Source organism: Chitinophaga ginsengisoli (genome assembly GCF_003014595.1).
GTDB classification, from domain to species: Bacteria; Bacteroidota; Bacteroidia; order Chitinophagales; family Chitinophagaceae; genus Chitinophaga; species Chitinophaga ginsengisoli.
In genome coordinates this window covers 245,974-262,547 of record NZ_PYGK01000007.1, presented here as the reverse complement: position 1 = coordinate 262,547, position 16,574 = coordinate 245,974, and the positions used below count along the sequence as shown (strand labels likewise).

Genomic DNA, 16,574 nt, shown 5'->3' with positions numbered 1-16,574 from the left:
CAATCCTTGTGAATGCTACTTAACCGAAATTTTCACCGCTCCTGAAATATTGCGTGATGAATTGCCGATGTGTAAGACAAATTCGCCTGTTTCTACATTCCAGGCTTTTTTTGTTTCATCATAGAATGCCAGATCCGCAACTTTCACATTCAGCTCAACTGTTTTTGTTTCGCCTGGACGTAGAAAAACCTTTTCAAAAGCCCTGAGCTCTTTTTCAGGGCGCAGAACGGAACAAACCGGGTCGCTGACATACAATTGCGCGACTTCCGCCCCATACCGTGCCCCTGTATTCTTTATGATACATTTTGCATGGATGGTGTCTCCTTTCCCATAGCTGGTTTTGTTTGTAGAAAAATGGCTTATCGAAAAAGCGGTATAAGAAAGACCATAACCAAATGGGTATTGCGGAACGATTTTCTTTGTATCAAACCAACGATACCCTACTAAAATATCTTCTTCATAATTTACACGAAGGTTTCTCCCGGGGAAATTACCTAATGCATGGGCGGGTGATTGATCCAGCGATACTGGCAATGTAAAGGGGAGCTTACCAGAGGGATTTATTTTACCACTCAGCAGATCAGCAACGGCATTTCCTGCTTCCATTCCACCGAACCAGGACCATAGTATAGCAGGTACACGTTGAACAATCCCTGCTAATTTTACCGGCGAACCGGCAATGATAACAACCACGGTATTAGGATTTGCTTTTGCCACTTCACGGATCAAAACATCTTGTCCATAAGGCAGATCCATATTCTGCTTGTCGGAAGATTCAGTATCGAAATCATGGTTCAATCCCCCGAAAATGAGCACTACTTCCGATTCCTTTGCCACTTCAACAGCATCATCAATCAATTTCCAATTCACCTTATCTGTGCTGGTTTGCCCGATGTTGCTGCCTTCTTTAAAAGTGGATTGCTTTTCATAACCCTGTGCAAAATTTATTTTAACAGCAGATCCAAACTTTTTCCGGATAGCGTCAAGCGGTGTAATTTCATACAGGGTCTTTATTTCGGAGCTAAGGCCGCCGCCACAATGCTTACGTGTCGCATTATCCCCAATAACCGCAATGGATCTGATCTTATTGAAATTCAGCGGAAGTATGTTCCCGTTGTTCCGCAATAGCACTGCCGCCTCGGCTGCATCGTTATATGCGGCCTGCTGATGCTGCGGTGTGTTCATCTTTCCTTTTTCCCGGTTTTCTTCCTCAAACATTTTTGTCTTTACCATCACCCGCAGCACATTCTTTACTTTTTCATCGACAATGGTAACAGGCACCTTTCCTTCTTCCACTGCTTTGATCAATGGATTGGCGAAATACCATTCGTTGTAATCTTGTTTATCCGTCCCCATTTCCAGGTCAAGTCCGGTTAAGGCAGCTTTTACTGTTGAATGTGCAGCAGCCCAATCGGTCATTAACACGCCATTAAAACCAAGCTCTTTACGAAGAATGTTCCTGTCCAGGTATTCATTCTCAGAACACCAGTCTCCTCTGAATTTATTGTAGGCCGCCATTACAGTGTATGCACCACCTTCTGTTATGGAAGCCTTAAATCCCGGCAAATAGATTTCACGCAGTGCCCTTTCGCTCATATACACATCAATAGAATCTCTGTGTTCCTCCTGGTTATTAGCCAGCCAGTGTTTTACACTTACAGCCACATCTTTGGACTGTAAAGCTTTGATATAAGCAACTGACATTTTGGAAATAAGGAGTGGATCTTCGCTCATGTACTCGAAATTTCTTCCACAAAGCGGCGAACGGATAATATTGATACCGGGTCCAAGTAAAATATCCTTCTTCCGAAAGCGGGCTTCTTCCCCCAATACAACTCCCCGCTCGTAAGCCAGCCTGGGATTCCAGGTAGCAGCAAGCGCTGTACCGGGAGGGAAGCAGGTTGCGGAGTCATTCGTCCATCCGGCATACCCCCAGTCGTGCCGGTTTATCTCTGCACGTACGCCATGAGGTCCATCGCTTAAAGCCCATTCAGGGATTCCCAGTCTTTTTATTCCCGGCACATAAAACTTTGAGTTTGCATGCAGGAGGCTCACTTTTTCCTCCAGCGTCATTTGGCTGACTAATGAGCGGATCATTTCCTCCTGCCTGTTGTCGTTTGCCACATGCTGTGCATTGGCTATACCTGCCATTATTATTCCTGCAAAACTGAATACAAATTGCCTTACTATTTTTTTCACTTACGTCAACTTTTATATTTCAATACATGGGTTTCAACACCGCCACAACGCCACCACGGCGAAGCATGTTAATTTCAACTGAGCTGGAGCTATCCACTGTTAAATATTGAACGGCAAGATCTTTGTCATGCCGTCCATCGGAGATCAGCGTCAGTTTATATTTAACGCCTTCCGGCAGAAAACTGAAGGTGATAGTCTTTTTCTTTTCCAGTATTTCGGCATTAATTCCACCGATAAACCATGCGCTATTTTTACGACGGGCAATCATAACATCTTTACCTGGATATCCACCCAGCAACCTGGTATCATCCCATGCAGCCGGCACTTCTTTCAGAAATGTTTTGGCTGCATCAGGCAATAGACGATAACCTTCCGGACGGTCAGCCAAATGCTGAATACCGGATTCAAATACAATGCTCAGTGCCAGTTCATGTCCATAAGATGTAATATGCGGATATTGAGAATTGGTAAACGTAACCGGTGTATAATCCATAGGGCCCACCACATTACGGGTGAAAGGAAGAATGGCATTATGCGCTGGCGCTGCCATTGTGAAATCGGGACCATTATTATACCACTCAGCTCCACGTACTGCTTCATGTGTCATCAGGTTTGGATACGTTCTTGTCCAGCCGCGTGGCACAAGACAACCGTGGAAATAAACCATCATTTCAAATTGAGCTGCATCCATAAGAATATCCAGGTAGTATTTGATCATATCCTGCTTCTCACTTTCAAAGAAGTCAACTTTCACGCCGGCAACACCCAGCTTTTTTAGTTTCATAAATTCCTCAACCCTTTTTTCATGCGTCAGCATCCTATCGCGGGGAGTGGAATTAACATATGTATGAGGACCTCCGGAGTTATACCACATCAATGGCTGCACGCCTTTTGAATGAATGTATTGGAGCGCATCTTCCAGATTACCACCATTGCTCATTTCATCCCATTCCCAGTCCAGCAGGGTATAAGGCCAGTTCATTTCCGCCGCCAGGTCGGCAAACTCACAAACAATCTTATAATCCTTTGTGCCGTGATTGCTGGACCAGTAATTCCAGGAGGCGATCCCCGGTTTAATCCAGCCAGTGTTCTTTACAACAGACGAGGCAGATACATCGTCCACTAATGTAGATGCTACAATATCTGCGAGCGTACCTATGATCATCACACGCCAGGGCGACTGCCAGGGAAGTGTTACCGTAGGTTGTGATGCACCCAGTCCTCTTCCATCTCCGGGATCAGGAAACGTAAGCTTGTAGCTCGATCCATCATTTGTATTACTGAGCTTAGTACCGCAATAAGTCCTGTTCACATCGGCTTCATGCAGCAGGAACCAACAGGAACTATCTTTTAATCTAAAAAGCGCCGGGTAGCACCATTGCTCTCTTTGAATGCTACTATCGCTCATTGAAACATACAATCCTTCATTGGCTGTATTCCATTTTTCCATCCAGCGCACTGTTTCTTTGGGAATGGCGTACGCAGTCAGCTCATCTTTTATAGTAAACGTCCCCTGCTTCTCCGGAAAACCGTAGCGGAAAGCAATGCCATCATTGTATGCCCTGATAATAATGTCCAGCTTAGCTTTGGAAGGATTCTCAAAAGAGAGGATCACTTCATTCGCTGAATTGGTGCAAACAGCTCTCTTACCATGCAATGCAGTGTATTGCTCATTGATTAAAATGGGTTTACCGGCTTTGAGGAATTTCAGTTCCTTTGAAAAGTCCTGATCGCTACGTAACAGCCCTAAATCAATACGCGGAGTAACTTCAGAAATTTTTCCATTGTTATTATAAGCTGCTTTGATATACCACTCTCCAACATCGTTATTGTTGTCTGAGAATAGCGCAATACTGATCTTCTTATCTGGTGATTGTACTGTTACTTTCTGCGCAAAGGATAATGAGGAGCCAAGTGCCCAAAAAACAACCGCAACAAATGCAGTCTTCATATTTACCATATTCATGTTTAACTATTTACCGCCCGCAACAATGGCGTCAATAGTGCGTTTATCAAGCACGGTATTATTCCGCCTGTCCAAAGCACCGCCCGTATCCCAGTAAAAGGGTTTCAGACCATTAGCAATGGCCTGTTTAGTTACATAGGTCAACCAATAATCCACCGCATCGTTGTGGGTGGCCAGGTCTTTAGGAACATACTTACTGTTGTCACGCCTGTAAGCGCCATATTCGCCCATTATAACAGGGATCTGTTTATCGATGAATTTCGTTTTCATTCTGGCCATAGAGCTGTTTACATCACTCTCCTCTCCCCAGGTGGCATTCCGGTCAGGCTCAATGGTAGAATGATGCCCTGCGCCCCAGTAATAAAACATTTTACCCCAGGAAGCGTCGCCATCCATCAGCAAGCAGAACTGGGAGGGGGAATAGTAATGCACCTCCACCATCATCCGGTCTTTCACGGGATCTGTGGGGAGGACATTCATCAGGTCATTAGTTTTTTCAATATTCGTTGATGGTCCCTGCACCACCAGCACCCGGTAGCTGTTACGCCCACCGGTGGACCGCACTGCATTAACGAAGGTTTGATGATAGCTGCTGAGCACTGCCATTTGATCGGCATTGTCGGCAGCGGGTTCATTGGCGCTTCCAAAAATCAGGTGCTCATCAAAATCGCGCATGGTGGTAGCAATCTGTTCCCAGAAAGCCTGTTGTTTGGCATTGACAGAATCCTTCTTCTGGCTGTTAATATTGTTTTCCAGCCAACCACCATCCCAGTGGATATTAAGCAAAACATACATATCGTTGTTGACGCAATATTGAACCACCTGTTTTACCCGGCTTAGCCAGGCATCCTGGATCTTAGCGGTAGCTTTGTCGGAATGCTTGTCCCATGAACAGGGCAGGCGGATGGCATTAAATCCCTGCTGCTTTACAGATTGGATGTAACTCTCGGTAATTAAAGGATTACCCCAGGCTGTTTCTCCACCAATTGCGTCCAGCGTGTTTCCTATGTTCCAGCCCAGCTTAAATTTGGCAGCCAACTGCACGGCCGTACTTCCCATGCCTGTTGCATCAGCTGGTGCGGGCGATACGTTATAGCCCGGATATAAACTGCTGGCCTGTGATATGTTAATCCTGCGCACCTGGCTGTTGCCCGCGTTAACCTCCAGTACTGCCGAACGGGTAGCGCCGGTGGTATTAGCCGTTGCGGTCAGCCGGATGGGGACTTTGCTACCATTACCGCTTGTCTGGCTTAATTGCAACCAGGAAGAAGCCGGATTACTGATATTCCATTGCACGTTACTGGTGATCGTAACATCCGATGTGCCCCCGTTCGCCTGAAAAGTAATTTCAGATAAAGAAACCGACAATTCAGGTGTAATAACACTCTTTTTACTGCAGTATGCAGACATTACAGCCAAAATTATAAGGCCTGTAAACACGCACCAACTCCTGGTTTTCATATTGTGTATTTAGTTTAAAAATTGGCATCATTTAATCTTCACCACCCTGATATTATCAATAGCTGCCTGCAGGCCGGAAGCAGATGGTAAAGCGGAAAAGTTTTTGGTCTGGATATTTACCGCTCCGGTGGCAGTAGCGCCCAGCAAACCGGTCAGGTTTGCTGGTGCTGAACCTTTACCGTCATTGCTCCTGAACATCGACAATGGAATGGTTACCGTACGCCAGCCCTTTGTGACAAAGGGAGAGACAGTGCCATTGGCACCTTGCCACGGCTCATAGCGGGCCATATAGTCAAATGAATAACCTTTTATGATATAAATGGAAGTGCCAGTCCATGTGCTGGGTACGTTGATCTCAAACTTAATGGCGTAATCATCAAGGGGAAGACTTAAACTGTCTGCAGGGATCCACTGTACATCGTTGGTATTTATGCTGCGTTGCCAGCCCCACCAGGTACCATCGCCGGCAGGTAGAACATCATTGCTCAGCACCGCGTAATTACCTCTGTTGCCGGGAAAGGTGGCGCTGCTGTTATCAATGCCGGTGCCCCAGCTGAAAGTATTTATCTTATCGAAATCGCAGAGAACACCTGTTGTAGCATCGTTTACATTGAAGGGAGTGGTGGCCCTACCGGATTTTGTACTCACCGCCACCGGGCCGCCCTGTGTGAGCGCCGGCAACACAAACCCGATGGCAGTACCATCACCGGCTGTAGTATAATCGGTAATCGACGTACCGGCAAAAGTGAGCTCGCTTATAAAAAACAAGTTCAACCCGTAGATATAAACGGAATCTCCCTCATTGGCATTTTCGTTGGAAATGCTTGTGATGGTGGGTGGCGGGGCCACAATATCAAATGTAAAGGTAGTAGCCCCCTGTCGGGTAACGTAACGGATCGTGTTCAGATCTGCTGGCGACACCGAGGGAAACGGTATCACCGCAGGGACCAGCACGGTAGCGCTGGTATCAGAGAACATGGTACTGTTGATGGTGGCAGGTATGCCATTGAAGGAGATCTGTACAGCATTTTTCAGGTTATGTCCGATCAGTACCACCCATTGACCGGTGGTAATGTCATTCACAAGCGTATCTGCAGGTGATGCTGCATAATTCCTGACGCTGGTTATAACAGGAGCGCCTTCCGTCACCTCTTTCTTACAGGCGGATTGCATCCACACAAAAGCCGTAGCAAGTGCCAGGAACAGTAGTCTGCTATAATGCTGGTTGAATATTACTTTATTCACGGTATAATGTTTTTAGTATGGCTTAATAATATGATACCGGAGGTTCCGACAATTTCGGATTGGCAGTAACCTCAGAAGAAGGTAGCGGGAAAGTGAAGCTTTGAATGCTGGCCGGTGTAATAACACCATATGGCGCTGCAGGTGTTAAAACACCATTTGACAATGTGAATGTTACGCGCTTTTCCCCGTTTAATTTACTGATGGCCTTTGCCGGATTGTAATAAGACAACCTGACCAGGTCTATCCAATATTGTCCCTCTCCTGCCAGTTCAATGCGTCTTTCATTAATCAGGGTATCAATATCTATTTTAGTAGTTGGGTCAATGCCGGCCCTTGAGCGAACTTTGTTAAAGTAAAGAAGCGCATCACCGTCTGCGGTGGAGCCGTTGTTACCAAGTATAGCTTCCGCATAAATGAGGTAGACATCTGCCAATCTTAATAATGCATTATGTTCTGCAGAGGAGGTCAGGTTCATGGTGGGGGCATTATTATCCTTGTTTGTGCCTATAATATGCTTCTTCAATCCACAGTTGCCTGTATATTTATATCCGCCACCCGCTGCGTTCAGCTCGGAGTAATAATCACCATTGATCATAAACGTAGCCTTACGCCTTACAGAATCACTTGTGGTGTAAAGCTGGTACATATCTACAGTTGGACTGATGGCAAACCAGCCTGCGGATCCGTTGGCTGATATTTCTGTTCCTCCGGGAGAATAGATCTGCAGCATATTCCCTTCCAGCCATCCTCCACCAGGGGCCCACTGCAATGCGAACAATGACTCGGGGTTATCGTTAAACTGCGTCTTAAAAAGGTCGGCATAGTTAGCTACCAGCGCCAAGCCACTGTTCTTACACACATTCCCTGCATATTTCCTTGCACTATCCAGGTACGCCTGATCCCTGGTACCGCCCGCCTGGTTTAATCCTGCTGCTGTTAAATAAACCTTACTTAACATGCCTTGTGCCGACCAGGTAGTGACTCTTCCTGCTGCGTCTGCAGTCGGAAGATTTTCTGCTGCAAAAGTCAGGTCTTTAATGGCGAATTTATATACGTCCTCCGTTTTTACACGGTTGATGAGTGGAGATATAATCAGCTTACTGTTGTCTTCAATAACAGGTACAGCGCCCCATAACACGGCCAGGTTATAATAGGCAAAGCCACGTATAAAACGGGCTTCAGCAATAGCAGCGTTCTTGTCTTTGTCGGGAATGGAAGCGGGCGCCTTTTGTGCGATGGCATTGATAGTAACATTACAGTGTGCAATGACACTATACATTCCTTTCCAGTTGGAGATCATGATACCATTCAAGCCGGTAACCGTAAAAGTGTTAAGCTGCACGGCATCTCCCCAGTAACCAACCGCCATGTTGCCACTCAGCACATCCCCAACAGGTAAATAACAGGTGTAATTCCAGTCTGCCCATTGTGAACCGGCATATAGTGCGGCGGTTGCCAATCTAAGATCATTGGAAGTCTGATAAAAGTTATCGGCACTTATCTGCGACATGGGTGGACGATCTAAAAAGCCTTTGGAGCATCCTGTCATAACCATTGCAGTTAACAGGAAAGCAATTATTTTCTTAAATATCGTTTTCATAACTATTTATATTAAACAGATGAATATTTACTTAGTCAATTTGATGTTGGCACCAATGGTATACACCCGGGGCTGCGGATAATAACCGCCATCAACACCTGCGCTTAGTGGATCCCACGATCCGATCTCCGGATCCATACCCTTGTACTTTGTAATAATGAAAGCATTTGAAACATTGAAATAAACTCTCACATACTTAATACTGGCTTTCTCAATAAGCCTTTCAGGGAGCGTATATCCTAGTGAAATATTCTTGCATCGTACGAATGTGCCGTTTTCTACAAACTTGTCAGAGTTCCTGTTGTTATCATTGGTATTGTCATTTCTGATTCCGGGGATCATGGTACCGGGGTTTGTCACCTGTATATTATTAATATCGGTAGCAGATTTGTTCGGGTCAATCAAAGTCAGTTTTGCGTAGTTCATCAGTGCTCTGAGATAGCCAAAACTTGTCCCCGGGTATTCTCCATTCACGCGCAACTGATTATATACTTTATTGCCGACGTTTGCAGTAAAGAATATATTCAGATCAAAATTCCTATAAGAGAAGGTATTATTTAGACCCAGCTGGTACTTAGGTATGGGAGAGCCGAGGAAGGTTTGATCATGTTCATCAATAATGCCATCACCATTAAAGTCTTTGAACTTCAGATCACCATACCAGATGCTACCACCGGCGGCGCCTACCGGCAAGGCCACACCATTTTTAGTGGGTAATGCGTGCGTTTCCAAATCTTTTTTCGTTGCAAATACACCTCCGTCAATGACATATCCATAGAACTCACCAATAGACCTGCCCACAATAGTTTTGCTGCGCGGCCGGTCCAGTGAAGCGCCATCCGTATTGAGCTTCAGCACCTCATTAATATTGCGCGAAACGGTTACATCCGTTTTCCAGGTGAAGCTTTTGCTTTTAACATTGGTTGAACTGATCCGGAAGTCAAAACCCTTGTTATTCACTGTACCTACATTAACATAGGGGGCATCCAGCGAGCCGGGTGAATAGCCAATGGCCGTACCCGAATACAATGGTAATGGGATCTGTAATACAAGACCATCGGTTCTGCGATTGTAAAAGTCAACAGAGAAGTTTAATCTCCAGTTTAAAAGTGTACCATCCAGCCCTATGTTTGCATATTTTGTTTTTTCCCATTGTACATATGGATTTCCTACATTCTGTGTAAGCTGCGCAATGCCCGTGAGCCCGGTGGCTACAGTAGCCAATGTAGAGGTATAGGCATAATCCCGGATATTTTGATTGTTCGTTAAACCATAGCCCAGGCGCAGCTTTAATTCGTTAATATTTTTTGCAGACTGCAGAAATCCTTCTTTATTGATCTTCCACGCAAATGCTCCGGAGTAGGTATTCACCCAACGGTTTTCGGGAGCGAACTTTGAAGATCCGTCCGCCCGGAGATTGGCGGTAAACAGGTATTTGTCATTGATCCCCAGATTGATACGGCCAAAGTATGATTCCTGGGCGCTTTGTGCCTTGCTGCCTGAGTTAGTAGCGGTAGTTGGATCTCCGCTACTGATCACCTGCACATTGTTGGACGGAAAGTTCGATCTTCCCGCAGAACTATTTTCACTGGTGCTTAGCTGCGCTTCATGCCCCAGCAATACGTTTACATTGTATTTATCCTTGAACAGGTGTGAATAGGTAAAATAGTTTCTTATAGTTGTAAACAGGCTCTGCGAAAAATTATAAGAGGCACTGTTCGTATTATTTTTTACCAGGCCGAAGGTATAGGAAGGGTTAAACCGGTCTTCCGTTGCCATTGAAAAGCTGGCCGTTGCCTCATTTCGGAGCGCCAGATCTTTGGTAAAGGCAATTTCTGCATATAAATTACCAAACAGCTGTTTCCTGTTTGCCTGGTCTTTATTAATGAGGGCTATCGCATACGGGTTCACCGTACTATTGACCCATCCATTCGGATTATAGGCACCTCCCCAACTACCATCCTCATTTTTTACAGCTATATCCGGCGTCTGACTTAATGCGGTGCTGATTACGTTTGAACTGGTTGAATTCACATTTTCTTTGATACTAACAAGTTGCAGGCTGGTGCCGACCTTTAGCCAATCGGTCGTTTTATTGTCAAGGTTCAGCCTTAGTGAGATCCTGCGGAAGTCGGACCCCAGAGCAATCCCTTCCTGTTTAAAATAAGAACTGGACAATAGGTACTGTGTTCTTACATCTCCCCCACTGATGGTCAGCGTATGATTGGACATTGGCGCATTTCTAAAGAGCTCTTTTTGCCAATCAGTACCTTCACCCAGATACTTAGGATTTACAAACTCCGGCCGGGTATCAAATCCCCAGCCTAAACCTGTATTTCTTTCGTTTATAAAGGCCGCATACTCTCTTAAATTCATTACAGGTAGCTTTTTTGCTATTTGCTGATAGCCTGTATACATATCATAAGAAATGCTTGGCGGAGCCACCTTTCCCCTCCTGGTTGTTATTACTATTACACCATTTGTTGCCTGAGATCCATAGATGGCCGTTGCAGATGCGTCTTTCAAAACATCAATGGATTCAATTTCAGAAGGATTGATACCGGCTAATGGATTGACACCTGAGCCCAATGTGGCCGTGCCGCCGATAATAACCCCATCTATTACATACATAGGCGAGCCTCCGCTGAAAGAAGACAAGCCCCGGATCTGAACGGACACTGCTCCACCCGGCTGACCTGATATTTGTTGAGCTACCAGCCCCGGAACCTTTCCTTGCAAGGCCTGATCAAAGGTTACAGGTTGTGTTTTACGGATCTCATCACCGGAAACAGAAGATATCGCACCAGTAACGTCCGGCCGTTTTATTTTACCATACCCGATTACCACCACGTCCTCCAGCTGTGAAACATTTTCAGCCAGTTTCACCTGAATGGAAGTGCTTTTAGCAACAACCACTTCTTTTTTCTGGTAACCTATCATTGTAATCACTAATACGTCTCCGGTTGACGCGTCGATCGTAAACTTTCCCGCTTCATCGGTGATCGCGAAGCGGTGGGTACTCTTTACACTAACTGTTGCTCCCGGAACCGGCGTTGAGTTCCCCTGATTAATGATGTTACCACTGATCTTTATTGTCTGTGCAGAGAGGTTTATGCTGAACAGGGATCCCAAAAGAATACCCAATAGTGGCAGTATTCGCGAGCGAATCATTTTGGTTGAATTCATACTTAATAATTTTAACTTGACTGGATTATTGTCCCCCGGCAAGGAATTCTTAGCGGGGATGGCGCTTTATTTGGCGCGGCACTAGGTCTACTGTTTGAAACGAGCCGGCTGGTATAGGTACCGGAGTTGTAGGCTGACGGTCGGGATCTTCTGTATGAACAGGAAAACCTGTCGATAAAGCCTTGAATAAGGCGTAGGCAGACAGACAAAGCTGTAGCAGTTGTAATTTCATATGCGTGGATTAATTGTTATAAAGATATTCATGTGCTCTTTGGAATCGGGGCGTCGAATGATTCAATCAGGGGGGCAGAATGATACAAATGGCTCCGCGCAAACGATCCCAATAAGTTCACATAGTCTTGTAAATATTACCGGCCATCACTTCCTGTTTAACGACATGAGGTGAGCCCTTAAGCAGAGGGGCTGTATAAAGTATTACGCCATCAGGAAGTTTTGTATAGGCAGGTGGCACTGCCAATAAGTCATCTGAAAACGTAGAAGCCAACAGGCTAAACAGCAGCAATCTCCATTTCATACACGTGGATTAAATGCTGTAAAGCTATGACGAGACTATCTGGAAGCAGGCGGTCGAATGTTTCAAATGGGGGGGCTAAATGTTACAAATGGCTGGTTTTCATCGCCATCCCTTGGAAAAAAAAGGAATTAATTACTTTTATTCTTAATGTTTGTTATATATTGTGAGGGTAGCATATTAAACTCTTCCTTGAAAAATTTGGAAAAGGTCTTGGGATCATTGAATCCTACCTCGTATGCAATTTCGGCAATTGACCTTCCGCTTTTATCTAATAATTGAGCTGCTCTTTTCAAACGGATGGAACGGATAAATTCTAATGGCGACCTCCCGGTAAGTGACACTATCTTTCTATAAAAGGTCACACGGCTCATGCACATTTCCCGGCTGAGATCTTCCACCGAAAAATCCGGGTTATCTATTTGCTTTTCAACAGTGTCCAAAGCCTGTTTCAGGAATTTTTCATCGACAGGGGTGATAGTAACCTCCCCGGGGTTGACCTCAATCTGCTTCTGGAATCTTTTTCGCAATAATTTTTGCTGTACCAGCAGGTTGTTGATGCGGGAAGCCAGGATCTCAAAAGTGAACGGTTTTGTAATGTAGTCGTTCACACCGGCTTTCAACCCCTCCAGCTGTTTCTCTTCACTGCCCATGGCGGTAAGTAAAACAACGGGAATATGAGCGGTGAGCGTTTCCGCCTTGATTTTCTTAGCCAGCTCAACCCCGTCCATTAAAGGCATCATAATGTCGCTCACTACCAGATCAGGGTTTAGCAGCTTTATTTTTTCCCAGCCTTCTTTTCCGTTGGTAGCTTCTTCTATATGATATTGCCCTTTCAGGTTGTCCTTTAAATAAAAGCGCAGGTCCTCATTGTCTTCCACTATGAGTATAGTTTTCTTCTTATCACCCTTTTTACCTTCTTCTAATACGATTGGTTCCTCATTTTCTGCTGTTAAAGGGGTCGTTACAGCCCGGACCGAAGATTCATATATTTTCTTTGCAGGAAGCAGCACGGTAAAGCAGGTACCGTGATTGGGCTCACTTTTTACGGTAATGACCCCATTATGGAGTTTTACAAACTCTTTTGTAATAGCCAGCCCGATCCCGGTTCCCTGGTTTACCATGCTTTCCGGGACCTCCGTTTGAAAGAACCGTTCGAAGATCTTTTCATGCTGGCCAACCGGGATTCCGATACCGGTATCTTTCACTTCAATGGCCAGTGTTCCATCCCCTTCATTATTCACCGGCGACTGATAAACGAGGTTAATGCTCACAGCGCCATTATCATGTGTATATTTAAACGCATTCGAAAGCAGGTTGAATAGGATCTTTTCGATTTTATCCTTGTCAAAATAAATTTCCAGACTTTCAATGTTAGCAGAGAATGAAAATTGAATCTTTTTCTTTTCTGCGATATCAGTAAAAGAGTAACTGGTATCCTTGCAAAACCTCACAATATCGCCTATGGAAGGATGTAATCTTACTTCCTGTACTTCCATCTTTCTGAAATCCAGCAGCTGGTTTACCAGGTTCAATAAGCGTTTTGCATTACGCTGTACCAGGTTTAATTGCTTTATCTGTTCCTCGTCCCTGGTATGCTTTATGATCTTGTCCAATGGAGCAATGATAAGACTTAACGGCGTACGGAATTCATGGCTTACATTGGTAAAGAATTTTGTCTTTAACTGTTCCAGCGCATGTGCCCTTTCCGCTTCCCTCCGTTGTTGCTGTACCTCAAAGCGCATGCGTATCCGGTCTAAAGTAATACGCCGGGCCAGCAAAAATAATCCCGCAGCAATCAACATATAAATAATATAGGCAACAGGCGTTCGCCAAAATGGCGGCTCAATATTGATCTGCAAAGTCTTAACACCGCTCCAGGAACCATCCCGGTCTAAGACTTTTACTTTAAAAATATAATGACCAGGATTAAGATTGGTATAAGTAACCCTTCTTTCACTGCCATCGGTATAAAACCAATCGGTATTAAACCCTTCCAGCATGTATGCATACTTATCATAAGTATTACCACCAAAATCAAGTGAAGCAAATTCAATAGAGAATACGTTCTCCTTATGTTTCAGGTCAACATGTTGCAGCTTCGACAAAGATTGTGGCAACAGGATCCTGTTATTGATCCGATCACCGGGTGCTACGTATTTATTTAAGATCTGCAGGCCCGTAAACACAATTTTAGGATGGTAGGCCGGCTTTTTTATACTAGCCGGATCAATAATATTAAAACCAAAAGGACCTCCGAAGATCAATTCACCTGCCCGTGTTTTGAGTGCTGCATTGTCATTAAATTCACGGTTTTGCAGATTATTCGTTTCATCATAGCTGATAATAGAGAAAGTAATTCCGCTATTATTTTGTTTTGGAATGGCATTACATAACCCACTGGGGGTAGAAAGCCAGAATGTCTGATGATCATCTTCAAGAATATCCAGGATCATATTATCCGGTAAGCCATCTGAGGTAGTGAATACTTGAAATTCTTTTGTCTGCTCATTAAACAAATTCAAACCTTCTGACGTCCCCACCCAGATACGTCCCTTGCTGTCTTCCAGCAGACAGGAAACGATATCACTGCTTAACCTGTTTTTGTTATTTGCATGCTGATAAAAGACCGGCATGCTTCTATTTTTTTCAAAAACGACCACCCCGGCGTTTGTACCGATCCATAAATTACCCTTTTCATCCTCCAGGACGTTGAAAATGTAATCGGGAAGTGCTACTCCTGCCCTGCTTTTGTAATGGTCAAACTTGTTTGTACTCCTGTTAAAACGATTCAGGCCGCCGCCCAATGTACCTATCCATAAATTCAGGTCCCGGTCCTCATATATCTCCCATACCTTGTCATCCCCCAGGCTGGAAGAATCACGGTCGTCATGCCGGTAGTGCGTAAACTTCTTTCCGTCGAAACTGTCAAGACCACCCAGGTAAGTTCCAATCCAGAGTACACCCGTATGATCGATCCACAAGCTTACAACTACATTAGCGCTCAGGCTGTTTTGATTATTTGGATCGTGCAGATACTGCCTGAAAGTGTTGTTCTTTCTATCAAAATAAATGAGCCCTCCGCCATTCGTCCCGATCCAGATATTACCAGCCTTATCTTCAACAAAACGATTTACATCATCGTATTGCAGGCTCTTTGCATTCATTTCCTGGCGATGATAATGTGGAAATTGTACGATGCTGCTGTTCAAATAATTTACCCCCTGCTTGTATGTTCCCAGCCAGATAATGCCATTATCATCTTTATAAATGGTGTTGATGCTGTTCTGGCTCAGGCTTTTGGGATCTTCTGCATCATTCAGCAGGTATTTGGTTTGAAAGTTGTTTTTTTTATCGATCAGGGTTACTCCGCCATGGTCCGTTCCTACCCAGATAATCCCATTATTATCCTGAACGATCTGGCTTACCAGTTCTGAACTCAGCCTGGCTGGTGAGGAATTTTTATTAAATGGTTTAATCGTATTGTTCTGTGGATGAAAAAGAAAAACGCCATACGTGTAACACCAGATCCAAACATCTCCATCACTATCTATAAAAAGGCTATTGAAATTATTTCCTTTATGCAGGTCCTGTAAAGCAGTGCTGGAAAATATAACTTTGTCTGATGCGATGTCATATTTCTGCAAAAAACCATTTTGGTATACAATCCACAACTTTCCGTCATTTGTTTCTTTAACGGAAGTGATCTTTTCAGGAGGATGTAGCGTGTCCTGCCGAAAGATTGGCCTTGCCCTTCTATCAGTAGCCGAATATAGATATAAACCTCTATCGTTGTAAAGAAACCAGTATCTGCCATTGTTCCCTTTTACGATACCTGCAATCGTACCAGGAGGTAAACCCAGGAGCTGCAAATATTTAAAATAATCCGGGTCAAATCCTTCTATATCCGGATTATAAATGCATGAACCTCCCATTGTTGATACCCACATCTTTCTATCAGGAAGCTCATAAAGGGCCAGCACATTGTTATCCTTCAGCGATGAGGTATCTTTGAGATCCCTTCGGAATATCTTACAGGTATATCTATCATAGCGATTCAGCCCTGCCACGGTGCCAAACCATAAAAACCCATCAGGATCCTTCAACACGGCATTCACACGGTTCTGTGAAAGGCCGTTGTGCATATCAAGTCTGGAGAAATTATAGCGGTCCCTCTGAGCGAAAACCCAAACCGGCAGCAGCAAAAAAACAACTGCGACAAAGACTAATCTAACATAATGTGGAGCAGACTGTGCCATTTTACGTTCATTGTTCAAAAACTCCCATGATAGGGAAAGGACTGATGTCAGTCCGTTTATAGCTGGTAATTTCAGCCTGGTTCCAAATATAACTGATAACCGGGAAAATATAAATCCGCAGTTCTC

8 protein-coding genes are annotated in these 16,574 nt (G+C 44.5%); all 8 read right to left on the bottom strand.

Annotated features, from left to right (window positions below; all coding sequences use genetic code 11):
• Positions 1 to 15 precede the first annotated feature (15 nt).
• Positions 16 to 2,199 carry a glycoside hydrolase family 3 C-terminal domain-containing protein gene (locus tag CLV42_RS18770; RefSeq protein WP_245901688.1) on the bottom strand — a complete coding sequence of 728 codons (2,184 nt, stop codon included), beginning with the start codon at positions 2,197 to 2,199 and terminating at the stop codon, positions 16 to 18.
• A gap of 19 nt (positions 2,200 to 2,218) precedes the next feature.
• On the bottom strand, positions 2,219 to 4,150 hold the full coding sequence (locus CLV42_RS18765) for a glycoside hydrolase family 97 protein (RefSeq protein ID WP_106603551.1): 1,932 nt from the start codon (positions 4,148 to 4,150) through the stop codon (positions 2,219 to 2,221).
• A 21-nt stretch (positions 4,151 to 4,171) separates the two neighbouring features.
• Complete coding sequence (locus tag CLV42_RS18760; protein WP_106603460.1) at positions 4,172 to 5,575, bottom strand: cellulase family glycosylhydrolase; 1,404 nt, start codon at positions 5,573 to 5,575, stop codon at positions 4,172 to 4,174.
• A gap of 78 nt (positions 5,576 to 5,653) precedes the next feature.
• Entirely contained in the window at positions 5,654 to 6,871 is a 1,218-nt protein-coding gene (locus CLV42_RS18755; protein WP_106603459.1) for a glycan-binding surface protein, read from the bottom strand.
• A 22-nt stretch (positions 6,872 to 6,893) separates the two neighbouring features.
• On the bottom strand, positions 6,894 to 8,471 hold the full coding sequence (locus CLV42_RS18750; protein WP_106603458.1) for a RagB/SusD family nutrient uptake outer membrane protein: 1,578 nt from the start codon (positions 8,469 to 8,471) through the stop codon (positions 6,894 to 6,896).
• Positions 8,472 to 8,498: 27 nt separating this feature from the next.
• Complete coding sequence (locus CLV42_RS18745) at positions 8,499 to 11,657, bottom strand: SusC/RagA family TonB-linked outer membrane protein (RefSeq protein ID WP_211303485.1); 3,159 nt, start codon at positions 11,655 to 11,657, stop codon at positions 8,499 to 8,501.
• 349 nt (positions 11,658 to 12,006) lie between these two features.
• Complete coding sequence (locus CLV42_RS18740; RefSeq protein WP_106603457.1) at positions 12,007 to 12,192, bottom strand: hypothetical protein; 186 nt, start codon at positions 12,190 to 12,192, stop codon at positions 12,007 to 12,009.
• A 128-nt stretch (positions 12,193 to 12,320) separates the two neighbouring features.
• A complete protein-coding gene (locus CLV42_RS18735) occupies positions 12,321 to 16,334 on the bottom strand; it encodes a hybrid sensor histidine kinase/response regulator transcription factor (RefSeq protein ID WP_170117566.1) in 4,014 nt (1,337 codons plus the stop codon).
• Positions 16,335 to 16,574 lie beyond the last annotated feature (240 nt).

Excerpts from the sequence above, each read along its gene's own strand:
- CLV42_RS18735 (WP_170117566.1), bottom strand. The coding sequence starts at position 16,334 with ATGCACAACGGCCTTTCACAGAACCGTGTGAATGCCGTGTTGAAGGAT.
- CLV42_RS18745 (WP_211303485.1), bottom strand. The coding sequence starts at position 11,657 with ATGAATTCAACCAAAATGATTCGCTCGCGAATACTGCCACTATTGGGT.
- CLV42_RS18740 (WP_106603457.1), bottom strand. The coding sequence starts at position 12,192 with ATGAAATGGAGATTGCTGCTGTTTAGCCTGTTGGCTTCTACGTTTTCA.
- CLV42_RS18765 (WP_106603551.1), bottom strand. The coding sequence starts at position 4,150 with ATGAAGACTGCATTTGTTGCGGTTGTTTTTTGGGCACTTGGCTCCTCA.
- CLV42_RS18760 (WP_106603460.1), bottom strand. The coding sequence starts at position 5,575 with ATGTCTGCATACTGCAGTAAAAAGAGTGTTATTACACCTGAATTGTCG.
- CLV42_RS18750 (WP_106603458.1), bottom strand. The coding sequence starts at position 8,471 with ATGAAAACGATATTTAAGAAAATAATTGCTTTCCTGTTAACTGCAATG.